The 23467-nt window shown below is 60.4% G+C and carries 17 protein-coding genes and 1 pseudogene; 13 read left to right on the plus strand and 5 right to left on the minus strand.

Translation table 11 applies throughout. The features are described 5' to 3' along the window. The first annotated feature begins 101 nt into the window (after window positions 1-101). The 6 genes from recC (at window position 102) to APH41_RS21990 (ending at window position 11750) form a co-directional block, all read left to right on the plus strand. On the plus strand, window positions 102-3554 hold the full coding sequence (gene recC / locus APH41_RS21965; protein ID WP_054921492.1) for an exodeoxyribonuclease V subunit gamma: 3453 nt from the start codon (window positions 102-104) through the stop codon (window positions 3552-3554). Then, window positions 3551-7222, plus strand: coding sequence for an exodeoxyribonuclease V subunit beta (gene recB / locus APH41_RS21970; RefSeq protein WP_054921494.1), 3672 nt, complete (start codon window positions 3551-3553; stop codon window positions 7220-7222). The genes recC and recB overlap by 4 nt, the downstream gene beginning before the upstream one ends. Next, a complete protein-coding gene (gene recD / locus APH41_RS21975) occupies window positions 7219-9291 on the plus strand; it encodes an exodeoxyribonuclease V subunit alpha (RefSeq protein WP_034128795.1) in 2073 nt (690 codons plus the stop codon). The genes recB and recD overlap by 4 nt, the downstream gene beginning before the upstream one ends. Window positions 9292-9430: 139 nt before the next feature. Further along, window positions 9431-9997, plus strand: coding sequence for a YfiR family protein (locus APH41_RS21980; protein ID WP_034128794.1), 567 nt, complete (start codon window positions 9431-9433; stop codon window positions 9995-9997). After that, complete coding sequence (locus tag APH41_RS21985; protein ID WP_034128793.1) at window positions 9994-11256, plus strand: diguanylate cyclase domain-containing protein; 1263 nt, start codon at window positions 9994-9996, stop codon at window positions 11254-11256. Before APH41_RS21980 ends, APH41_RS21985 begins: the two co-directional genes overlap by 4 nt. 5 nt (window positions 11257-11261) lie before the next feature. Beyond that, complete coding sequence (locus APH41_RS21990) at window positions 11262-11750, plus strand: OmpA family protein (RefSeq protein WP_034128792.1); 489 nt, start codon at window positions 11262-11264, stop codon at window positions 11748-11750. Window positions 11751-11846: 96 nt separating this feature from the next. Here the strand turns inward: APH41_RS21990 and APH41_RS28890 are convergent. Further along, window positions 11847-11942: pseudogene (locus tag APH41_RS28890) on the minus strand (DUF3077 domain-containing protein); the annotation flags it as partial. A gap of 148 nt (window positions 11943-12090) precedes the next feature. Between APH41_RS28890 and APH41_RS21995 the strand changes: the two are divergent. The 3 genes from APH41_RS21995 to APH41_RS22005 are packed head-to-tail and all read left to right on the plus strand — an operon-like array spanning window position 12091 to window position 14887. Beyond that, window positions 12091-13038 (plus strand): TauD/TfdA family dioxygenase, encoded by a 948-nt coding sequence (locus APH41_RS21995; RefSeq protein WP_054921496.1) that lies wholly within the window; start codon window positions 12091-12093, stop codon window positions 13036-13038. A gap of 53 nt (window positions 13039-13091) precedes the next feature. Beyond that, on the plus strand, window positions 13092-13940 hold the full coding sequence (locus APH41_RS22000) for an EamA family transporter (RefSeq protein ID WP_054897000.1): 849 nt from the start codon (window positions 13092-13094) through the stop codon (window positions 13938-13940). Continuing rightward, window positions 13940-14887, plus strand: a complete 948-nt coding sequence (locus APH41_RS22005; protein WP_054921499.1) for a LysR substrate-binding domain-containing protein — start codon at window positions 13940-13942, stop codon at window positions 14885-14887. The genes APH41_RS22000 and APH41_RS22005 overlap by 1 nt, the downstream gene beginning before the upstream one ends. A 33-nt stretch (window positions 14888-14920) precedes the next feature. Here APH41_RS22005 and APH41_RS22010 read toward each other — a convergent pair whose 3' ends face one another. Beyond that, entirely contained in the window at window positions 14921-15868 is a 948-nt protein-coding gene (locus APH41_RS22010; RefSeq protein WP_034128788.1) for a LysR family transcriptional regulator, read from the minus strand. A 133-nt stretch (window positions 15869-16001) separates the two neighbouring features. On the opposite strand from APH41_RS22010, the gene APH41_RS22015 reads away from it, so the two are divergent. Both APH41_RS22015 and mmsB read left to right on the plus strand, forming a co-directional pair. After that, a complete protein-coding gene (locus APH41_RS22015) occupies window positions 16002-17519 on the plus strand; it encodes a CoA-acylating methylmalonate-semialdehyde dehydrogenase (RefSeq protein WP_054921501.1) in 1518 nt (505 codons plus the stop codon). Window positions 17520-17534: 15 nt separating this feature from the next. Next, on the plus strand, window positions 17535-18419 hold the full coding sequence (gene mmsB / locus APH41_RS22020) for a 3-hydroxyisobutyrate dehydrogenase (protein WP_054921504.1): 885 nt from the start codon (window positions 17535-17537) through the stop codon (window positions 18417-18419). Between the two features lie 105 nt (window positions 18420-18524). Here the strand turns inward: mmsB and APH41_RS22025 are convergent, their stop codons facing one another. Next, window positions 18525-18869 carry a cupin domain-containing protein gene (locus tag APH41_RS22025; protein WP_003230905.1) on the minus strand — a complete coding sequence of 115 codons (345 nt, stop codon included), beginning with the start codon at window positions 18867-18869 and terminating at the stop codon, window positions 18525-18527. Between the two features lie 364 nt (window positions 18870-19233). Here APH41_RS22025 and kynB point away from each other — a divergent pair, with 364 nt between their 5' ends. Both kynB and kynA read left to right on the plus strand, forming a co-directional pair. Then, window positions 19234-19884 (plus strand): arylformamidase, encoded by a 651-nt coding sequence (gene kynB / locus APH41_RS22030; RefSeq protein WP_054921507.1) that lies wholly within the window; start codon window positions 19234-19236, stop codon window positions 19882-19884. Continuing rightward, the gene (gene kynA / locus APH41_RS22035) at window positions 19881-20738 is read left to right on the plus strand and encodes a tryptophan 2,3-dioxygenase (RefSeq protein WP_014719914.1); all 858 of its coding nucleotides are present in this window, start codon (window positions 19881-19883) and stop codon (window positions 20736-20738) included. Before kynB ends, kynA begins: the two co-directional genes overlap by 4 nt. A gap of 146 nt (window positions 20739-20884) precedes the next feature. Here the strand turns inward: kynA and APH41_RS22040 are convergent, their stop codons facing one another. Next, entirely contained in the window at window positions 20885-22285 is a 1401-nt protein-coding gene (locus APH41_RS22040; RefSeq protein WP_034128783.1) for an amino acid permease, read from the minus strand. Between the two features lie 71 nt (window positions 22286-22356). Beyond that, window positions 22357-23364: an anthranilate 1,2-dioxygenase electron transfer component AntC gene (gene antC / locus APH41_RS22045; RefSeq protein ID WP_054921510.1), complete on the minus strand. Its 1008-nt coding sequence runs from the start codon at window positions 23362-23364 to the stop codon at window positions 22357-22359. Window positions 23365-23467 lie beyond the last annotated feature (103 nt).

Here is a 23467-nt window from a genome sequence, read left to right on the forward strand (position 1 = left end):
GTGTCCGCCTTGTCGCCGTACACTTGTTCGCCTTGTGTTCGCCCCGTGCACCACAGTGCTAAAGTCCATCCCTCGATTTTGCTTTTCCCAAGGAAGCCGTTATGCCGGACGCGACGTCCCTCAGTCCTGGATTCATGGTGGTTCATGGCAACCGCCTGGACGAGCTGCGAAGCCTGGTGGTCAGTTGGATGCGCCGTTACCCACTGGCGCCTTTGGAAAACGAAATCGCCCTGGTACAAAGCAACGGCATCGCCCAATGGCTCAAGCTGGCCTTGGCCGAAGACCCGCAAGCCGATGATATGGGCGGCTGTGGCATTGCCGCAGCCATCGACGTGCAACTGCCTGGCAGCTTTATGTGGCAGCTTTATCGTATGGTTTTGGGCCGTGACGAAATCCCGCCCAAGTCCCTGCTTGATAAAGCCCCGCTGACCTGGCGCCTCATGCGGCTGTTACCCGAGCTGATCGACCAACCGCACTTCGAGCCTCTGCAACGCTTCCTGACGCAAGACACCGACCTGCGCAAACGCTACCAACTCGCCGAGCGCCTGGCTGACCTCTTCGACCAATACCAGGTCTACCGTGCCGACTGGCTGGAAGATTGGGCCGCAGGCCGGCACCAACTGCGCAATGGTCGAGGCGAGTCCAAACCGCTCAACCCAGCCAACTGCTGGCAAGCCGAGCTGTGGCGCGCGCTCCTGCTGGATGTAGGTGAAGCAGGCATGGCCGAAAGCCGGGCCGGCGTACATCAGCGCTTCATCGAGCGCATCAACAGCCTTGAACAAGCACCGCCCGGCTTGCCTCCCCGGGTGATCGTCTTCGGCATCTCATCGCTGCCGGCCCAGGCGCTGGAAGCCTTGGCGGGTCTGGCCCGTTTCAGCCAGGTCCTGCTCTGCGTGCATAACCCCTGCCGCCATCATTGGTCGGACATCGTCGCCGACAAGGACTTGCTGCGTAACGAATACAAACGCCAGGCGCGCAAAACGGGCATGCCCGTCACTATCGACCCTCAAACTTTGCACCAGCACGCCCATCCGCTGCTCGCTGCCTGGGGCAAGCAGGGCCGTGATTACATCAGTCTGCTGGACAGCTACGATGACCCCAACAGCTACCGCGCCGCATTTCGCGACGGCCGTATTGACCTGTTCAGCGACAGCGAACCCACCACGCTCCTCAACCAACTCCAGGACGATATCCTCGAACTGCGCCCGTTGAATGAAACCCGTGAGCTCTGGCCCGCTGTCGACTTGCAACGCGATACGTCGATCCGTTTCCATATCGCCCACAGCGCCCAACGCGAAGTGGAAATCCTCCACGACCAATTACTTCATCGCTTCAGCGCTGACCCCTCCCTGCGCCCTCGGGACATCATCGTCATGGTCCCCGACGTCGACAGCTATGCACCGCATATTCGCGCGGTCTTCGGCCAGCTCGAACGGCATGACCCACGCTTCATCCCCTTCACCCTTACAGACCAAGGCCAACGTGGTCGCGACCCGCTGTTGATCGCCGTCGAGCACTTGCTCAAACTTCCCGACAGCCGCTTCCCTGTCAGCGAAATCCTCGACCTGCTCGACGTCCCGGCCCTGCGCGAACGCTTCGCCATCAAAGAGCGTGATCTGCCCACCTTGCATCGTTGGATCGAAGGCGCCGGCATCCGCTGGGGCTTGAATGCCGAGCAACGCGCCGGTTTGGGCCTGCCCGCGGAACTGGAGCAAAACAGTTGGCGATTCGGCCTGCGCCGTATGCTGCTGGGCTATGCCGTCGGTACCGGCACGGCCTGCGACGGTATTGAACCTTATGACGAAATCGGTGGCCTCGATGCGGCCTTGATCGGCCCACTGGTCGCCTTGCTTGACGCCTTGAACGATGCCCATCAAGCGTTATCGGAACCCGCGTCGCCACAAACCTGGGGCGAGCGTCTACAACGGTTGATGCAGCTGTTTTTCCTGCCCAGCAGCGAGCACGATGACTACCTGCTGGGCCAGCTCGAACAATTAAGAGAAACCTGGCTGGAAACCTGCGAGTCCGTTGGTCTGCAAGACGAGTTACCCCTTACGGTTGTGCGTGAGGCATGGTTGGCCGGATTGGATCAGGGGCGCCTGTCCCAGCGCTTCCTGGCGGGGGCGGTCAATTTCTGTACGCTCATGCCCATGCGTGCGATCCCGTTCAAGTTGGTTTGCCTGCTGGGCATGAACGACGGCGATTACCCGCGGGCCCAGCCACCCCTGGATTTTGACCTGATGGGCAGCGATTACCGCCCCGGCGACCGTTCTCGCCGCGAAGACGACCGCTACTTACTGCTCGAAGCGCTGCTGTCAGCCCGTGACCAGCTGTACATCAGCTGGGTAGGCCGCAGCATCCGTGACAACAGCGATCGCCCGGCCTCGGTGCTGATCGGCCAACTAAGCGACCACCTCGCCAGCGGCTGGCAGCACGCCAGCAACGATCTGCCGCTGATCGACGCAATGACCCAGGAGCACCCGCTGCAACCCTTCAGCGCTCGCTATTTCCACGAGGGCGATTCGTTGTTCAGCTATGCGCGCGAATGGCAATTGCTGCATCAGGCACCGGCGGTCATCACCCAAGAGCAAGGCTTGACGCCTCACCAACAGGAAGAACCCCTGAGCCTTGGCCAGTTACAGGACTTCCTGCGCAATCCGGTCAAACACTTCTTCAGCCAGCGCCTGAAAGTATTCTTCGAAGCCGCTGAAGTGCCCCTGGCTGATGAAGAACCCTTCGTGCTGGACGCATTGCAACGCTACAGCTTGAGCGACAGCCTGCTGAACGCGGCACTCACCCAACCCGACCAACTCGATCAGGCTCTCACCGCCCAGGCCCTGCGGCTGCAAGGCAGCGGCCTGCTGCCGATGGTGGGTTTCGGTGAATGCCTGCGTAACGAACTGATCGAGCCGCTGCCGGACCTGGTGCAACGCTATCAACAGCTTCTGGCGTTGTGGCCCACCCCGCATACTGGCGCTGAACCGGTCAGCTTTGCGTACCAAGGCATCCAGCTGGAAGGTTGGATCAGCGGTCTGCACCGACGCAGTGATGGCGAACTTTTAAGCGTCACCACCATCCCCAACAGTATTGGTTCGATCAAGACACGTAAGTGGCACCGCCTCATCCGCCCCTGGGTCAATCACGTGGTGGCCTGCGCCTTTGGCCTGCCCTTGAGCACCGGCCTGGTAGCCAGTGACGACACCTTGTTGTTGGCCCCACTGGACAAGGCCGGCGCCGAGGACATTCTCGGTAACCTGCTGTTGGCCTGGCACACGGGAATGAGCGCGCCGCTTCCGGTCGCAGTGAAAACCGCGTTCGCCTGGCTCGGCCAGACTGACCCCGCCAAGGCCCAAGCGGCTGCGAGCAAAACCTATGAAGGCGATGGCATCACCACTGACGGCGAACGCCGCGAAACGCCTGCCCTTACGCGGCAATTTCCCGACTACGCGGCCCTGGTCGCCAGTGAAGAATTCGAAGGCTGGTGCGAAACCCTGTATCGCCCGCTGATCAACGCCCCCTGGCGATCGCTTTCCAGCACGGAGGCTGACGCATGATCGGCAAACCCTTGGCCCTGGCGTTCCCGCTCAAAGGCAGCCAGTTGATTGAAGCCAGTGCTGGCACCGGCAAGACCTTCACCATCTCCGCCCTGTACCTGCGTCTGGTGCTCGGCCACGGCGGTGATGAATCCGGTTTCGGCCGCGAACTGCTGCCACCGCAAATCCTCGTGGTGACGTTCACCGACGCCGCCACCAAGGAACTGCGTGAACGTATCCGCATCCGCCTGGCCGAAGCCGCGCGCTTCTTCCGTGACGAAATCGAACAGCCTGATGCGCTGATTGCCGACCTGCGCGAGCAATATGATCCGCAGCAATGGCCCGCCTGTGCCAATCGCCTGGACATCGCCGCGCAATGGATGGATGAAGCCGCAGTCTCCACGATCCACAGTTGGTGCCAGCGCATGCTGCGCGAACATGCGTTCGACAGCGGCAGCCTGTTCACACAAAACCTGGAAACCGACCATAGCGACCTGCTGGGCGAAGTGCTGCGCGACTACTGGCGATTGTTCTGCTACCCAATGCACGACGATGCGCTCAACTGGGTGCGCAATAATTGGGGTGGCCCCGCGGCGCTGATGCCACGGGTGCGTGCGTTGTTCGGCAGCGAGCGGCCCACCGACGAAACCCGCGAGCCAGCCGAACTGATCAGCGCCTGCCTGCAAGAACGCCGCGCCGCGCTGGTTGCCCTCAAGGCACCCTGGCAACAATGGGCTGCCGAGCTGCGGGATATCTGCCTGCAAGCCGTCGCCGCCAAAGCGGTCGATGGGCGCAAGATGCAAGCACGTTACTTCGAGCCCTGGTTCGAAAAGATCAGCGCCTGGGCCGCTGACGAAACCCTGGAACAACTGGACATCGGCACCGGCTTCACCCGCCTGACGCCCGACGGAATGGCCGAAGCGTGGAAAGGCGAGCCGCCGCAGCACCCTGGCATCGAGGCCATGGCCAGCCTCAAAGCCAGCCTCGACGCCTTGCCAACGCCCGACGCGGCGGTGCTGCAACACGCTGCCGGCTGGGTCGGCAAACGTTTCGAGGAAGAGAAACGTCGCCGCGCCGAGATGGGGTTTGACGACATGCTGATCCGCCTCAACGCCGCCCTCCAGGCAGACGGTGGCGAGCGCCTGGCCAGTGTGATCCGCGAGCAATTCCCGGTGGCCCTGATCGATGAATTCCAGGACACCGACCCGGTGCAATACAGCATCTTCGACAGCATCTACCGCATCGAAGAAAACCACCTCGACAGCGGCCTGTTCCTGATCGGCGACCCCAAGCAGGCGATCTACGCCTTTCGCGGCGCCGACATCTACACCTACCTGCGCGCCCGGCAGGCCACCACCGGCCGCCATCACACCCTAGGCACCAACTTCCGCTCCAGCCATGCGATGGTCGAGGCGGTGAACCATGTGTTCCAGCGTGCGGAAACCGGCCGTGGTGCGTTCCTGTTTCGCCAGCCTGATGGCGATAACCCGGTGCCGTTCCATTCGGTACTGTCCCAAGGCCGCAGCGAGCAGTTGCAGGTCGACGGTCACACGCTACCGGCCATGAACCTTTGGCACCTGCCCACCGACCAGCCGATTTCCAACGCGGTTTATCGTCAACACCTGGCCGCCGCCTGCGCCACGCAAATCGTTGCGCTGCTCAATGGTGGGCAGCAAGGCACCGCGGGCTTTGTAAAAGAGGGCACCCTCAAGGGCGTGTTGCCGTCAGACATCGCCATCCTCGTGCGCGATGGCAAGGAAGCCCAAGCCGTACGTGCCGAACTGGCCCGCCGCGGCGTGCGCAGTGTGTACCTGTCGGATAAAGACTCGGTGTTTGCCGCCCAGGAAGCCCATGACCTGTTGGCCTGGTTGAAGGCTTGCGCGGAACCGGATGTCGAACGCCCGCTGCGTGCAGCCCTGGCCTGCGTCACCCTGAACCTGTCCCTGTCGGAGCTGGAGCGTCTGAATCAGGACGAACTGGCGTGGGAATCGCGGGTGATGCAGTTCCGTGGCTACCGTGCCATCTGGCGTACCCAAGGCGTGTTGCCAATGCTGCGTCGCCTGCTCCACGACTTCAAGCTGCCGCAAACCCTCATCGCCCGCAGTGATGGCGAGCGGGTGCTGACCAACCTGTTGCACCTCAGTGAATTGTTGCAACAGGCCGCCTCGGAACTGGATGGCGAGCAGGCGTTGATCCGTCATTTGGCCGAGCATCTGGCGCTGTCGGGGCAGGCCGGTGAAGAACAGATCCTGCGCCTGGAAAGTGACGAGCAACTGGTCAAAGTGGTGACCATCCACAAATCCAAGGGCCTGGAATACGACTTGGTGTTCCTGCCGTTCATCTGTTCGGCCAAGCCCGTGGATGGCAGTCGCTTGCCGTTGCATTACCACGATGAACACGGCAAGTCCCACGTCAGCCTGCGACCCACGGCCGAGTTGATCGCCCAAGCCGACGATGAGCGCCTGGCCGAAGACCTGCGTTTGTTGTACGTGGCCTTGACCCGCGCCAAACACGCCTGCTGGCTGGGCATCGCCGACCTCAAGCGCGGTAGTAACAGCAGCTCGGTCTTGCACCTGTCGGCATTGGGCTATTTGCTCGGTGCCGGCGCGTCGTTGGGCGAGTCAGCGGGGCTGGCGCGCTGGTTGTTGGACTTGCAGCAAGGCTGCGCGGCCATCGGTTATGACCTTGTGCCGGACGCCCAAGACATCTTGTTCCACCCGCCGCGCAACCAAGCGACCCTGCTCGCGCCGTTGCTGCCAGCACGCAAGGCCGCAGAAAACTGGTGGATTGCCTCCTACAGCGCCTTGCGCATTGGCGACAGCATGAGCGCCGCCAACCTCGAAGCCCCCGAAAGCCCACAGGCCCAGAAGCTGTTCGATGACGAACGCCTCGACCCCGATGCCCCTCGGGAAACGGTCGCGGCCGGCGGGGATATTCACCGTTTCCCACGCGGTCCCAACCCAGGCACCTTCCTTCACGGCTTGTTGGAATGGGCCGGTGAAGAAGGTTTCAACGTGACCCCGGAGGCGATCGAAAAAGCCGTGGGCGCGCGCTGTAACCGCCGCAACTGGGAAGGCTGGATCGTCACCCTCAGCGGCTGGCTGGAGCACCTGCTGCACACGCCACTGCCCCTGTACAACGAGCGCTTCACCCTCAGTGGCCTGCAGCAGTACCAGATCGAGATGGAATTCTGGTTTGCCAGTCACACCGTCGACGTACTCGCCCTCGACAAACTGGTGTGCCAGCACACCCATGGCGGCGTGTCCCGTGTGGCCGCCGAACCGGTGCTGCTCAACGGCATGTTCAAAGGCTTTATCGATCTGACGTTTGAGCACGATGGCCGTTACTACGTGGCCGACTACAAATCCAATTGGCTCGGCCCTGACGACTCTGCCTACACCCATGACGCCATGGAACACTCGATCCTCGAGCATCGGTACGACCTGCAATACGTACTTTACCTGCTGGCCCTGCACCGCCAACTCAAGGCGCGCCTGCCGCATTACGATTATGACCAGCACGTCGGCGGTGCCCTGTACCTGTTCCTGCGCGGTAGCCAGTCGGTGAGCCAGGGCGCGTATTTTACCCGACCGCCTCGTGAGTTGATCGAGAGCCTGGACCTGTTGTTCCAGGGCAAGCCCATCCCACCCAAGGTTGAGCCCGCCTGGGAACAAGGAGTGCTCTTATGAGCCTGTCGCCGTTACCGCTGGAGGCGCTTTTGCCCCTCGATCGTGCCGCCGACCTGCTGCAGTTGCTTGCACGTTGGGTCGAGCGGGGTTGGCTGCGCGCCTTGGACAAAGCCTTTGTCGGTTTCCTGTACGAGCTGGACCCAAAGGCCGATCCCCTGGTGCTGCTGGCGGCGGCCTTGACCAGCCATCAACTGGGCCATGGCCACGTCTGCCTGGATGTGTTCGAAACCCTCAAGGCGCCGGATTTCGCCCTGTCATTGCCGCCCGAAGGCGACCTGCACACCGGCGCCATGCTGCTACCCTCACAGTTGCTGCACGGCCTGGATGGCGCGCATTGGTGCCATGCCCTGGCTTCAAGCCCGTTGGTTGCGCTGGCCGTCGATGGCAGCGAGGAGGCTCGTAGCCGCCCGTTGGTGTTGTCCGGCAAGCGCCTGTACCTGCGCCGCTACTGGGCCTACGAGCGGCGTATCGACCGCGCCCTGCGCCTGCGCCTTGCCAGCGTGGAAGACGCCGCCGCCGATTTGCCGCAACGGCTCAATCGCCTGTTCGACCAACCGGCGCCCGATGGAGTGATTGACTGGCAAAAGCTCGCCTGCGCCCTGGCGACCCGCGGCGCCTTCAGCATCGTCACCGGCGGCCCCGGTACGGGCAAGACCACCACCGTGGTGCGCCTGCTCGCGCTGTTGCAGGCGCCCGCCGTGGAGTCCGGCAGCCCGTTGCGTATTCGCCTGGCTGCGCCCACCGGTAAAGCCGCTGCGCGCCTGACCGAATCCATCAGCCAGCAAGTGCTGTCACTGACAGTGCCCGACAACGTGCGGGAAAAAATCCCCACCCAGGTCACCACGGTCCACCGCTTGTTGGGCAGCCGTCCGGGCACCCGTCACTTCCGTCACCACCTGGGCAACCCGCTGCCTTTGGATGTGCTGGTGGTGGACGAAGCCTCGATGATCGACCTGGAAATGATGGCCAACCTGCTCGACGCCCTGCCGCCCCATGCACGCCTGGTATTGCTGGGCGACAAAGACCAACTGGCCTCGGTAGAAGCGGGGGCCGTACTCGGCGACTTATGCCGCGATGCCGAAGCCGGCTGGTACAGCCCGCAGACTCGCCACTGGCTGCAAGCCGTCAGCGGTGAAGACCTCAGCAGCAGCGGCTTGCAAGAAGACCTCGATGGCAGCCATCCCCTGGCCCAGCAAGTGGTGATGCTGCGCTATTCGCGCCGCTTCGGCGAGGGCAGCGGTATTGGTCAACTGGCGCGTTGGGTCAACCAGCAAAACGCCGAAGAGGCCCGCCAGCTGTTAGCTGCAGGCCGTCACGACGACCTGTTCTGCGTCAGCCTCAAGGGTGAGCATGACCACGCCCTTGAGCGCCTGGTACTGGACGGGCAGGGCGATGGCGCCCAAGGTTATCGCTACTACCTGAACCTGCTGCAATCGGCGCGCCCCTCTGCGGACACACCGCGTGACGGTCCAGCCTGGACTGCTTGGGCGCAACAACTGCTGCACGCCTTCGACGCGTTTCAACTGCTTTGCGCCGTGCGGAAGGGCCCGTGGGGCGTCGAAGGGCTCAACCTGCGCATCACCGCGGCGTTGCGCAAGGTACGCCTGATCGAAGGTGACGAGCAGTGGTACGAAGGCCGACCGGTGCTGATGACCCGCAACGATTACGGGCTCGGCCTGATGAACGGCGACATCGGCATCGCCCTGAAATTGCCCGAAAGCGACGGTGGCCCCCACGTCCTGCGGGTGGCCTTTCCACGTAACGATGGCCAGGGCGGCGTGCGCTTTGTATTGCCCAGCCGCTTGAATGATGTGGAAACCGTGTACGCCATGACCGTGCACAAATCCCAGGGCTCGGAGTTCACTCACACCGCGCTGATCCTGCCGGATGCCCTCAACCCGGTGCTGACCAAAGAGCTGATCTATACCGGTATCACCCGTGCCAAACGTTGGTTCAGCCTGGTTGAGCCGCGCGGCGGCGTGTTTGAGGAAGCGGTGCGGCGCAAGGTCAAGCGTCTGAGCGGATTGATGTTGGAGTTGGACCTTCCGTCTGAAAAAAATGACTGGTAGGTCAGGCGATATTTCTTATTCAGATGTCTGATTTTTCTGAAAAAATAGCGAACCCCTCGAATGCTGTGCTTCGTGGGGATGTCCGCCGCTGTGCTATCGTTGCGGCATCATCCTGGAAAACACTTGAGAGTATCGCTGCATGAACGTGGCTGTCTCGCCCAAAGCGCGCAGTTTGAGTTGGAGACGCCTGTTACTGGTGACGGTGCTGTGCCTGCTTGCGCCGCGCCTATTTGCGCAGACGCCCAGCCTGGCCGAGCACCGTGCGCAGGCGGTCACCCAAGTGGTGCTCGGTATCCTCAGCTACGCCCGTTGGCCGGTTGAGCCTGCGCAATTGCGGCTGTGCATTGTCGGGCCGACTCAGTACACCGATGACCTGGTCAAAGGCACCACCCAGGCCACCGGTCGTCCGGTGCTGGTGCGGCGCCTGCTGGTCGATCATCCGGATATCGTCAATGCCTGTGATGCCGTCTACATCGGCAAAATCACCCCCGACGAACGCAACCGCCTGTTTACCTCATTGATCGGCCATCCCGTACTCAGCATCAGCGAAGGGGGCGACCAATGCACGGTGGGCAGCCTGTTCTGCCTGCGCGTCAGCGATGAGCAGGTGTCGTTCGAGGTCAACCTGGATTCCGTCGCCCGTAGCGGCGTGCGCATCCATCCCAGTGTGTTGCAGTTGTCCCGTCGTCGAGCGCCTGGCTCATGAGTCGCGATAAAGTGCGGCCGACCCTGCGCTCGGTAATTGCCCGCGGGCATATGATCCTGGCGCTGGTAGCCGTGACCCTGGCCAGTGTGTCCCTGACCCTGCTGGGCGTACTTGCCCTGCGGGTTTACGCCGAGCACAACCTGCACCTGATCGCCCGCTCGATCAACTACACCGTGGAAGCAGCCGTGGTGTTCAACGACAGTGCGGCGGCCACCGAAGCCCTGAGCCTGATTGCCTCTACCGAAGAAGTGGCCCAGGCAGAAGTATTCGATATCAACGGCAAGCTGCTGGCGCGCTGGGTTCGCCCGGAAACCGGCATGTTGTCACGGGTCGAGCTGCAAATAGCGCACGCCCTGCTCGAACAGCCCATCAGCCAGCCGATCCTGCGCCAGGGGCAAACCGTCGGCAGCATCCATCTGGTCGGCCACGGTGGCAGCCTGTTGCGCTTCTTGCTCAGTGGCTTGATCGGGATTCTGATCTGCACCGCCCTCAGCGCCTGGGTGGCGTTGCATCTGTCACGGCGTCTGTTAAATGGTATCACCGTGCCATTGCAACGCCTGGCTGCCGTCGCCCACGCCGCCCGCAGCGAGCGAGACTTCGACCGCCGCGTACCCTCGGCGCAGATCGCCGAACTCGACAGCCTGGGCAGCGACTTCAACGCCCTGCTCGGTGAGATGGAGGCCTGGCAAAGCCACCTGCAAAGCGAAAACGAAACCCTGGCCCACCAGGCCAGCCACGACAGCCTCACCGGCCTGCCCAACCGCGCGTTCTTCGAAGGCCGGCTGATCCGTGCCCTGCGCAGCGCGGCCAAGGTCAACGAGCGGGTGGCAGTGCTGTTCCTCGACAGCGATCGTTTCAAAGACATCAACGACAGCTTCGGTCACGCCGCTGGCGATGCCGTGCTGGTGGCCGTTGCCGACCGCGTGCGGGCGCAACTGCGCGAGGACGACCTGGTGGCGCGCCTGGGCGGTGATGAATTCGCGGTATTGCTGGCGCCCCTGCACAAGGCCGAAGACGCCCAGCGCATCGCCGACAAAATCATTGCCAGCATGGACATGCCGATTCCACTGCCTGGAGACACCCAGGTGTTGACCTCCCTCAGTATCGGCATTGCGATTTATCCCGAGCATGGTGCCACGCCAGGGACCTTGCTCAACGCTGCCGACGCGGCGATGTACCAGGCCAAACGATTGTCTTCGGGCGGCCAGCAAACGGCGGAGTCGGAGCACCCCGTCGCCAACGTTCAACACAGGAGTTGATTCCCTTGTTCGCTAACACACGCGTTTTATTTATTTCTTTGCTCGTGGCCTTCCTGGCCCTCAGCGGCTGCCAGACGCCACCCAAAGGCCTGACCCCGGCGCAAGTCGCCGTGCTCAAGCAGCAAGGCTTCGAGCTGACCGATGAAGGCTGGGCCTTCGGCCTGTCCGGCAAAGTGCTGTTTGGCAGCGACGTCGAAACCCTCAACAAACCCAGCACCGACATCGTCGAACGCATCGGCCAGGCCCTGGTAGGCGCGGGTATCGAGCGTGTGCGTGTCGACGGCCACACCGACGCCTCGGGCAAAGAGCCCTACAATGTTGCCCTGTCCCTGCGCCGCGCCAAAAGCGTGGGCAAGGTGCTGACCCGCGTGGGCATGAAAGAAGAAAACATCCAACTGCGCGGCCTGGGCAGCAGCGAGCCGGTAGCGCCGAATACGACCACAGCAGGCCGCACCGAGAATCGCCGGGTGTCGATCGTAGTGATCGCAGACTAAGCGGGTTCACCTTTCCCAAGCTGAAATGCAATCCAATGTGGGAGGGGGCAAGCCCCTCTCACAGTTGTTCTGCGATGTGCTAGCAAGAATGTTCGCTCAACGGCTCGGTGTCATCGCCTGCGTCAAGTCATCCACCACGGCCTTGCCCCTCTCATACATATAATGCGCGGCCCATGCGTATTGGTCGCCGCGAAAACCTACCAACGACCATTAGGAGTTTTCTCTGTAGGAAAGACCTGTCATGACGAATTTTAATGGCTGGGCTGATGAAGTTTCGCTTTTTCGCAAATGGTGGGCTTAGTTAAATGGACGCTATAAGTAACTACCGTAAAGGATTGCGATGACTATAAATGTCAGTCATTTTCGCCAGGAAGTATCTAAAGTCAGGCTTTCAAAAGATGCATTTGCTGAGCTATTGACGATAAGAGAGTTGTTCGAGACGGTAAGTCAAGGTGTTAGATTCGATACCAAGGTCGCTTACATTAATCCTTTACAGTCAAACGTGCTGAGAGAGGAGCTGAATAGAATACGAAATATGATCGATCATGAAAGTCATGTCTTGATTCTCGATGGCTTTAAGGTGGATAAACTTTCAACGTTCAAATCTCTGGTGTGGACATTCGGTTCCTTACTCGGTGTCCCAATGGTACAGAATCATCTTGGTCATAAAGTGATTGAGGTTTATGACCGAGGTGGCAAAAGCATTGAGGAAGGTGCGAGATACCATCAGACCCGTCAAGGCGCCTATGTACATAACGATGGTGTGAGCGACCCGTTGCCTATCGATTACTTGATCCTGGCCTGTGGACAGAAAGCACTTTTAGGAGGTGAGAGCATTCTCATCGATGCAAGCGCGGTATACGCCGAGCTGATGGCGTTCCCAGAAGTATTGGAAGCGCTCAAATGCGACTTCTTTTTTGAGAATCGCGGCATGTCAGAGGATGAAAAACTGTTTAAAGCCCCCATCCTCAGCTTTTCCAGTGAAGGTATTCCACTGATCAGATACTTTCGAGTCTACATTGAGTCAGCTCACCTTAAGGCAGGAGTGCCTTTAACAGCAGCTCAAACCCAGGCACTGGACTTTCTGGATACCGTTCTCGATCAGTCATCGGTTCAGCATCGAGTACTGCTGGAGCCAGGGCAAGTGCTTATTTCAGCCGATAACAAGTTTCTGCATACGCGCACGCACTTCATTGATATGAACGCTCCACGTTCCGAGATCAATGATGCTGAGCCTTTGAGTGATCTTAATCGTTATATGCTACGGCTGTGGTTACGCAAGCGATGATGCATCGGTATTCATAACGTAAGTCCTCCCATATCCGCCATAAGCCGAGCCCCATGGACAACTCCGATATCGCGATCACGTTGGTCTTGATTTCTGCCTTTATGCACGCCACTTGGAATGCCGTAGTTCGCGCCGGTAGCAGTCGCTTCATGACCTTGGCCATGGTCGACGGCACCGCGCTAGTGATATGCCTGCTGGCGTTGCCGTTTGTAAGTGTGCCTAGCCTGGAGGTATGGGGCTATATACTCGTCTCTGTGGTGCTCAATACGGTCTACCGGCTATTTTTGATTAAAGCGTACGAAACGGGTGACTTCGGTCAGGTTTACCCGGTGATGCGTGGGGTGCCGCCCGTATTGGTCGTGCTGTTTTCTTACTTTCTGCTGCATGAACAGTTGTCCTCCCAGGCGTTGACGGGAGTGTTGCTGATTTGTGTGGGGATTATCAGCTTGACCTTTGTGCGCAGGATGACGGCGCAGATGTTCAAGCCGATCCTGATGGCGGTGTGCGCCGGTGCGTTTATTGCGTCTTACACGGTGGTGGATGCTAAAGGTGTAAGAGCCAGTGAGACGGTGCTGCAGTACATTATTTACCTGACAGTATTCCAAAGTATCCCGATCCCGATGCTGGCGTTTTCCAAAGAACGTTCAACCTTGGCTCGTGCGATACGTGGGCACTGGCGAGTTGGGCTATTAGGCGGTGTTTTTTACCTGGCGTCTTACGGATTGGTGTTGTTTGCCTTGTCGCTGGACGCGGTGGCCAAGGTCTCAGCTCTGCGGGAAACCAGTGTTATTATCGGCGCCATTATTGCTGCGCTGTTCTTTCACGAACGGTTCGGTTGGCGACGGATGCTTTCGGCGTTCGTCATTGTTTGCGGGATCATTTTGATCAAAGTGAGCACCTGATGACCCAGCGTCCGCCCCCCACACCTATGCTTCAGGCGTTCGTCAGCGCAGCGCAAACCGGTAGTTTCGCCCGTGCAGCGTCTGAGCTTAACCTCACCGCCAGTGCCATTAGCCATCAAATCGCGGGCTTGGAGGAATGGTGGGGCGTGTCGTTGTTTGAGCGGCACTCACGCGGCGTCAAGCTGACTGCAGCAGGGCAGGCTCTGTTGCCAGTTACCGATGAGTTTTTCAAGGCGCTGGATGGGGTATTGCATTCACTCAATCCCGGTAAGTCCCAACCGTTATACCTATCATGCACGTCTTCCCTCTGTTCGACGTGGCTAATCCCCAGGATGCACGGCTCTCACACGCAGGCTTCATTCAACCTGGATCTGGTGTTGACCAGCGCCGACATGAGCAGCACCAGCCTGGAGGCCCATCAATACGATGTCGCCGTGGTGATGGGGTACGGTGACTATCCGGATCATTATGTCGAACTGTTGATGCGCGACGCCGTATTCCCCGTGTGTTCGCCCGATTTTCTGCGGTTGAAGGGCGGCATTGTTCTGGAGGATGTCGCCCGCTATCCGCTGATTCATCGGGTGGACGATCAGGTATGTCCGGGGTGGGAAAGCTGGTTTGCGTTTCAGGGGCTGGCGCCGCCGCCTTATCACCACGGGCCGAGATTTCCGGATTCGAGCCTGGCGATCAGCTTGGCGGTGAAGGGCGGAGGGATTGCGCTGGGCAGGACTGCGTTGGTGTATGACCAACTGGAAGACGGTGCGTTAGTTGCGTTGAATAGCCCTGTGATGATGTCCCCTGCGGCCTACTACATCATTTGTCGAAACGGGCGTCAGTCGGAGCCGGAGATTGCTCGGCTGATTGAATGGCTCAAGAACAGCGCGGGTGAGTTTCTGCGCGAAGTTCGGCTTCGGCATCCGCAAATTGCTGCAGCAGGAGCGGTCTAAATGTAGGAAGCCTCCGTTGCTCCTTTTAGCACCTCACTTCGCAAACCTGATCTCCCGCGTCTGCCCCATTAACAACCCCTGATTCTGCTCCGTCACTTCCCGAATGTAATCCCACAACAACGTAATCCGCTTCAACTTCCTCAAATCCTCTCGGCAATACATCCAGAACTGCCGCGTAATCGCAATCTGCTCTCCCAGCACCGGCAGCAAGCGCGGGTCCTGCGCGGCCAGAAAGCACGGCAATATCGCCATCGACCGGCCTTGCTGGGCCGCCACGTATTGCGCGATCACGCTGGTACTGCGCAGGCTGGCGCTGGCGCCGGGCACCACATTGGCCAGGTACAGCAACTCCGAGCTGAAGGCCAAATCATCCACATAGCTGATAAACGGATGCTCGGCCAGATCCGCAGGTTTGCGGATCGGCGGGTGTTGGTCGAGGTAGTCCTGGGTGGCGTACAACTGCAATTTGTAGTCGCACAGTTTGCAGCACACATACGGCCCGTGTTCAGGGCGTTCCAGGGCGATGACGATGTCGGCTTCGCGCTTGGACAGGCTGATGAAGTGGGGCAGGGGCAGGATATCCACCGAGATCGCAGGATAAGTGTCGACGAAGTGGCTCAGTTGCGGGGTGACGAAGAAGCTGCCGAAGCCTTCGGTGCAGCCCATGCGCACATGGCCGGACAGCGCCACGCCGGAGCCGGACACCTGTTCGCAGGCCATGTGCAGCGTGCTTTCGATGGATTCGGCATAACCCAGCAACCGCTGGCCTTCGCTGGTGAGCACGAAGCCGTTGGTCCGGGATTTTTCGAACAGCAGCGTGCCGAGGGACACTTCCAGAGAGCTGATGCGCCGCGACACGGTGGTGTAGTCCACCGCCAAGCGCTTGGCGGCCACGCTGGCCTTGCGGGTGCGGGCTACTTCGAGGAAAAACTTCAGGTCATCCCAGTTCAGGGCGCCCAGGGAGGTGATGTTTTTTTGCATATTGGACCGGCTTTTATGTGCGTTCTTATTAGAGATTTGCACATCTATACTCCAAAAACAGTCCGAACGCCTCATTCTTCAAGGCGATTCAACGCCTTGGTTCTCTGCATAACTACAAGATTCTGGAGACCACATGAACGCATCTGCCGATATTTCCGTGCAACAGGTCAAGTTGCTGATCAACGGCGAGTGGGTCGAATCCAAGACCACCGAGTGGCAAGACATCGTCAACCCGGCCACCCAGCAAGTGCTGGCCAAAGTGCCGTTCGCCACGGCCGATGAAGTCAACGCGGCCATCGATGCTGCCCATCAAGCGTTCCAGACCTGGAAACTCACGCCGATCGGCGCGCGCATGCGCATCATGCTTAAGCTGCAAGCCTTGATCCGCGAACATTCCAAGCGCATTGCTGTAGTCCTCAGCGCCGAGCAGGGCAAGACCATTGCCGATGCCGAGGGCGATATTTTCCGTGGCCTGGAAGTGGTGGAGCACGCTTGTTCCATTGGCACCCTGCAAATGGGTGAGTTCGCCGAGAACGTGGCCGGCGGCGTGGACACCTACACCCTGCGCCAGCCTATCGGCGTGTGCGCCGGCATCACCCCGTTCAACTTCCCGGCGATGATTCCGCTGTGGATGTTCCCGATGGCGATTGCCTGCGGTAACACCTTTGTACTCAAGCCTTCCGAGCAAGACCCGTTGTCGACCATGCTGCTGGTGGAGCTGGCGCTGGAAGCCGGTGTGCCAGCCGGCGTGCTCAACGTGGTGCATGGTGGCAAGGACGTGGTGGATGCGCTGTGCACTCACAAAGACATCAAGGCGGTGTCCTTCGTCGGTTCGACGGCTGTGGGCACGCATGTCTACGACCTGGCCGGCAAACACGGCAAGCGTGTGCAGTCGATGATGGGCGCCAAGAACCACGCGGTGGTGCTGCCGGATGCTAACCGAGAACACACCCTCAACGCCCTGGTCGGTGCCGGTTTCGGCGCGGCTGGCCAGCGTTGCATGGCCACCTCGGTGGTGGTGCTGGTGGGCGCGGCCAAGCAGTGGCTGCCAGACCTCAAGGCCCTGGCACAAAAGCTCAAGGTCAACGCCGGCAGCGAAGCGGGCACGGATGTCGGCCCGGTGATCTCCAAGCGCGCCAAGGCACGTATCCTGGAGCTGATCGAAAGCGGCGTGAAACAAGGCGCCAAGCTGGAGCTGGACGGCCGCGACATCAAAGTGCCGGGCTTTGAGCAAGGCAACTTTGTCGGCCCCACCCTGTTCTCAGGCGTGACCACCGACATGCGCATCTACACCGAGGAAATCTTCGGCCCGGTGCTGGTGGTACTGGAAGTCGAGACACTCGATCAAGCCATCGCCCTGGTCAACGCCAATCCGTTTGGCAACGGTACAGGCCTGTTCACCCAGAGCGGCGCGGCGGCGCGTAAATTCCAGAGCGAAATCGATGTGGGCCAGGTCGGCATCAACATCCCCATCCCGGTGCCAGTGCCGTTCTTCAGCTTCACCGGCTCCCGCGGTTCCAAGCTCGGCGACCTGGGCCCTTACGGCAAGCAAGTGGTGCAGTTCTACACTCAGACCAAAACCGTCACCAGCCGCTGGTTTGATGACGACACGGTCAACGATGGCGTCAACACCACCATCAACCTGCGCTGAACTCGGGAGACGACCATGAAAATTGCATTCATCGGCCTGGGCAACATGGGTGCGCCCATGGCCCGCAACCTGATCAAGGCTGGGCACGCGCTTAACCTGTTCGACCTGAACCAGGCGGTACTCAAGGAACTCGCCGAACTGGGCGGCACCATCAGCCACTCACCGCGTGATGCGGCCCAAGGTGCCGAACTGGTGATTACCATGCTGCCGGCAGCCGCCCATGTGCGCAGCGTGTGGCTGAATGAAGACGGTGTACTCGCCGGCATCGGCGAAGGCATCCCCGCCTTGGATTGCAGCACCATTGACCCGCAAACCATCCGTGAAGTAGCGGCTGCGGCAGCCAAACAAGGTGTGGCAGTGGCCGATGCGCCGGTCTCCGGTGGCACCGGCGGTGCCCAGGCCGGGACGCTGACCTTCATGGTCGGCGCCAACCCGGAATTGTTCGCCACCCTGCAACCGGTGCTGGCGCAGATGGGCCGCAACATCGTGCACTGTGGTGATGTCGGCACCGGGCAAATCGCCAAGATCTGCAACAACCTGCTGCTGGGTATCAGCATGGTCGGCGTCAGTGAGGCCATGGCCCTGGGCGATGCACTTGGTATTGATACACAAGTGCTGGCCGGCATCATCAACAGCTCCACGGGGCGCTGCTGGAGTTCCGATACCTACAATCCTTGGCCAGGCGTGATCGAGACCGCGCCATCATCGCGTGGCTATACCGGTGGTTTTGGTGCCGACCTGATGCTCAAGGATCTGGGCCTTGCGACTGAGGCTGCGCGCCAGGCGCATCAGCCGGTGATTCTCGGCGCAGTGGCCCAGCAGTTGTATCAATCCATGAGCCAGCGTGGGGAAGGGGGCAAGGACTTCTCGGCGATCATCAACAGCTATCGCAAGCTGTAGGAGCGAGCTTGCTCGCGAAAAATGTGAGAGCAACGCGTTCATCCTGGATGAGCGCGTTTTCGTTGACGATCTTCGCGAGCTCGCTCCTACAGGGACGGGGATGGGTCAGGCAAACACAAAATACTTACGCACAGTCTCGACCACTTCCCACGTCCCCTTCATCCCTGGCTCCACCACGAAGATATCCCCAGCGCGCAGATGGATCGGCTCCATGCCTTCAGGCGTGATCACGCAGTAGCCTTCCTGGAAATGGCAGTATTCCCACTTCACGTATTCCACGTACCACTTGCCCGGTGTGCAGATCCAGGTGCCCATGATCTTGCTGCCGTCTTCGCTGGTGTAGGCGTTGAGGTTGACAGTGTGCGGGTCACCTTCGAGCTTTTCCCATTTGCAGGCATCCAGGACCGGCAGTGGGTGGGTGTCGCGCAGTACGGTGATGGGCTTGGACATGATGACTCCGAGGCAGGGAAGGGAAAGCTCAACCCTAAGGCCTCGGGCGTTGCGCCAGTGGTCTGAACTCGACATTGGGATGCCCAGAAGCGCAGTCACCTGAACACCGCGGTCCCCTGTTGGAGCCGGGCTTGCCCGCGATGGCGGTGGCACAGCGAGCATCTCGATTGCCTGACACTCCGCTATCGTTGGCAAGCCAGGCTCCCACGAGAGGTCGTGGCGTATCTGAGCGACAGATCTGTGCATCAAACCGATGTTTCCTCGCAGTAACTGCGAAAGATTTCCCGTGTCGCGCCAGAATTCGCAAGAAAATTCACATCCCTCCCTCGTATCATTCACCTCAGTAACGAGTGAGAGCCTTGCAATGAACCCAATAAAAACGTGGTGGGATATCAGCCCGCCCTTGAGCACGGCCACCCCGACCTGGCCGGGTGATACGCCGTTCCAGGAGGAGCGCGTGTGGCAGTTCGGCCCCGAGTGTCCGGTAAATGTGGGGCGCGTCACCCTGTCGCCGCACACCGGTGCCCATGTGGATGCGCCGCTGCATTACAGCGCTGATGGCGCGCCGATTGGCGAGGTATCGCTGGATGTGTACATGGGCCCTTGCCGGGTATTGCATTGCCTGGGCAGCGGCGCGTTGGTTGAGCCCCATCAGTTGCAAGGGCGTTTGGATAACCTGCCCGAGCGCGTGCTGCTGCGTACTTATCCACAAGCGCCACTGACTGAATGGGATTCGAATTTCACTGCCATCGCCCCGCGAACCATTGAGCTGCTCGCCGGCCTGGGTGTGCGTCTGATCGGTATCGATACGCCGTCCCTGGACCCGCAACAATCCAAGACCATGGATTCGCACAACGTCGTGGCGCGCCATGGCATGGCGATCCTCGAAGGCATCGTGCTCGATGACGTACCGGAGGGCGACTATGAACTGATCGCGCTGCCGCTGCGCTTCGCCAACCTGGACGCGAGCCCCGTGCGCGCCATTCTCCGCCCGCTCAAGGAGCCCACGCGATGAGCCAATGTCCTTTTTCAGCTGATTACCAACCGCCGGAAGAATGGCATAACGCCGAATTGAATTTCTCCGAGTCCATGAGCTATGGCGACTACCTGGACCTGGGCAAAGTCCTCAGCGCCCAGCACCCCCTGTCGCCAGACCACAACGAAATGCTCTTCATCATCCAGCACCAGACCTCTGAGCTGTGGATGAAACTGATGCTTCACGAACTCAAGGCCGCCCGCGAACATGTGCGCCTGGGTGAGCTGCCGCCGGCGTTCAAGATGCTGGCGCGGGTGTCGCGGATCTTCGATCAACTGGTGCACGCCTGGGCGGTGCTGGCGACCATGACGCCATCAGAGTACAAGGCGATTCGCCCGTTCCTGGGGCAGTCGTCGGGGTTCCAGTCGTTCCAGTACCGCGAGATCGAATTCATCCTCGGCAACAAAAGCCCGGCGCTGCTGCGGCCCCATGCTCATCGCCCGGAGTTGCTGCAGCAATTGCAGGTGGCGATTGCCACGCCGTCGCTGTATGACGAGGCCGTAAACCTGATGGTCAAGGCGGGGTTGGCGATTGACCCCAAACGCGCCGAGCGCGACCCGACCGCCGCCACGGTGCACGATGACTCGGTGGAAGCTGCCTGGCGCGAGGTGTATCGCGACCCGAGCCGTTACTGGGATTTGTATCAGTTGGCCGAGAAATTTATCGACCTGGAGGACTCGTTCCGCCAGTGGCGCTTCCGGCATGTCACCACGGTGGAGCGCATCATCGGCTTCCAGCCGGGTACTGGCGGTACTGAAGGCGTGGGGTACCTGCGCAAGATGCTCGACACGGTACTGTTCCCTGAACTCTGGCGAGTACGTTCCACGCTCTAAACAAAAAAGCCCCGGATTACCGGGGCTTTTTTTATGTGAAATACAGTCAACTGTGGGAGCTGGCTTGCCAGCGATGGCGGTGTATCAGCCGGCCCACCCGTTGGCTGACACGCCGCCATCGCGGGCAAGCCCGGCTCCCACAGGTGTTACTGCGCCACAGCTACTTTCCCGTTTCTGATCCGAAACCGATAGGCAACGTAGATAATCCCCACCCACACCGGCATCGCGTACACCGACTCACGAATTCCCGGAATCGCCAGCATCACCCCGATGATCATCACCATGAAGGCCAGACACAGGTAGTTGCTGAACGGGAACCAGAAGGTCTTGAACGACGGCGTCACGCCTTGCTCGCCCATGGCCTTGCGGAACTTGATGTGGGTCAGGCTGATCAGCGCCCAGTTGATCATCAGCGAAGCAACCACCAAGGCAAACAGCAACTCCAGCGCACTGTGCGGCGCGACGTAGTTGACCACCACGCACAGCATCGTCACCAACGCCGAAATCGCCAACGCCCGTAGCGGCACGCCTTGCTTGTTGAGCTTCATCAGCGCCTTGGGCGCGTCACCTTGCTCGGCCAGGCCGAACAGCATGCGGCTGTTGCAGTACACGCCGCTGTTGTACACCGACAACGCCGCGGTCAGCACCACGAAGTTGAGGATGTGGGCGGCGGTGTCGTTGCCGATCAGCGAGAAGATCTGCACAAACGGGCTACCGCTGTAGGCATCGCCTGACGCGCCGAGGGTTTGCAGCAGTTGATCCCACGGGTACAGCGACAACAGCACGGTCAGCGCACCGACGTAGAAAATCAGAATGCGGTACACCACCTGGTTGATCGCTTTGGGAATGACCTTGCGTGGTTCGCTGGCTTCGGCGGCGGTGATGCCGACCAGTTCCAGGCCGCCGAACGAGAACATGATGAAGGCCATCGACATCAACAGCCCCATGCCGCCATTGGGGAAGAAACCACCGTGGCTCCACAGGTTGCTGACCGAGGCCTGGGGGCCGCCGGTACCGCTGAACAGCAGGTAGCAGCCGAGCACGATCATGCCGACAATCGCCACCACCTTGATGATCGCAAACCAGAATTCGGCTTCACCGAAGAACTTCACGTTCAGGGTGTTGATCAGGTTCACCGCGACAAAGAACACCAGCGCGCTGACCCAGGTCGGGATCTCTGGCCACCAGAACTGGATGTACTTGCCCACCGCCGTCAACTCGGCCATGCCCACCAGCACGTAGAGCACCCAGTAGTTCCAGCCCGCCAGGAAGCCCGCGTAACCGCCCCAGTATTTATGTGCGAAGTGGCTGAAGGAACCGGCCACCGGCTCTTCGACGATCATCTCGCCTAGCTGGCGCATGATCAGGAACGCGATAAACCCGGCCACCGCATAGCCCAGGATCATCGACGGCCCCGCCGACTTGAGTACCCCGGCCGAGCCGAGGAACAAGCCTGTACCAATCGCACCTCCCAAGGCGATCAGCTGAATGTGCCGGTTTTTCAGGCCACGCTTGAGGCCCACCGGGTTAACCATGTCATCCGCCATTAACATTCCCTTCTACTTGTTTTTCTCAAGGGTGATTGCACGCCGCATCGGCCCCTCAGAACTGCTGAGGGTCAGATATTACTCTGCGTAAACTTTTCGTAATACAGCTGAACGCCATCAAGTGCCTGATCCGCCAGCCATTGCTGGATGGATTCGACCATCGGAGGGGGGCCGCACACGTACATATCCGCCGATCTGTCCCGCAGTTCGGCCAGGTCGAAATGCTCGGTGAGGTAGCCGCGTTTGCCCGTCCACTCGGCTGAGGCGTCGCTCAGCGCTTCGGTGTAGCGAAAGTTCGGGATTTTTGCCGCGTAGGCGTGGATACGCGCCGCTTCACATAAATCTTCGGCGCCGCGCACGCCGTAGTACAGGTGCACAGGTTGCGTGCAGCCGTTGACGGCCAGCTCATCGAGCATGCCCAACAACGCCGACAACCCGGTGCCGCCCGCCACCAGTACCAACGGTTGGGTGACATGCCGCAGATAAAACGCACCCAAGGGCGCCTCCATCAACATTTCATCACCTACTTGGCAGCGTTCACGCAGGTAGTTGCTCATGACTCCATCGGGCAGCAGGCGTACCAGGAACTGCAACTGATTACCCGGCCGGTTGGCGAAGGAGTAGGAGCGCCAGCTATCGGTGCCGGGCACCGACAGACGCGCATATTGGCCCGGCAAAAAATCCAGTGGCTGGTCCAGTTGCACCTGCAAGATGGCGGTGCTGGTCGAGACCTGCTGCACCGCGCTCACCGTGCCGCGTACCTGCACGGGCCCGGGGGCGTTGCACAGGCTCGAATCGAAGTCGAAATAGAAGGTGGCGTCGGACTTCACCCGGGTCTGGCAACTGAGCATCTTGCGCTGTTGCAGGTCGAGGCTGGAGAGCGCTTCCTCGTCGACGTAGTCCTGGGTGTACTCACCGGATTCGCAACGCCCCTGGCAGGTTCCGCACACGCCTTCGCGGCAATCGAGCGGGATCTTGATGCCGTTGCGCAGGGCCGCATCCAACAGGATTTCATGGGCGCCCACCGGGAAGAACAGGGTCTTGCCATCGGCAAAGCTGAAGGCCACTTTGTGATTCATTGATGAAACTCCAAGCGTGCCCCTGTGGCGAGGGAGCTTGCTCCCGCTGGGCTGCGAAGCTGCCCCAAAAAACTGGGAGCGCTGCGCACTCCAGCGGGAGCAA

This window comes from Pseudomonas sp. NBRC 111138, from assembly GCF_001320835.1.
Classification (GTDB): domain Bacteria; phylum Pseudomonadota; class Gammaproteobacteria; order Pseudomonadales; family Pseudomonadaceae; genus Aquipseudomonas; species Aquipseudomonas paracarnis.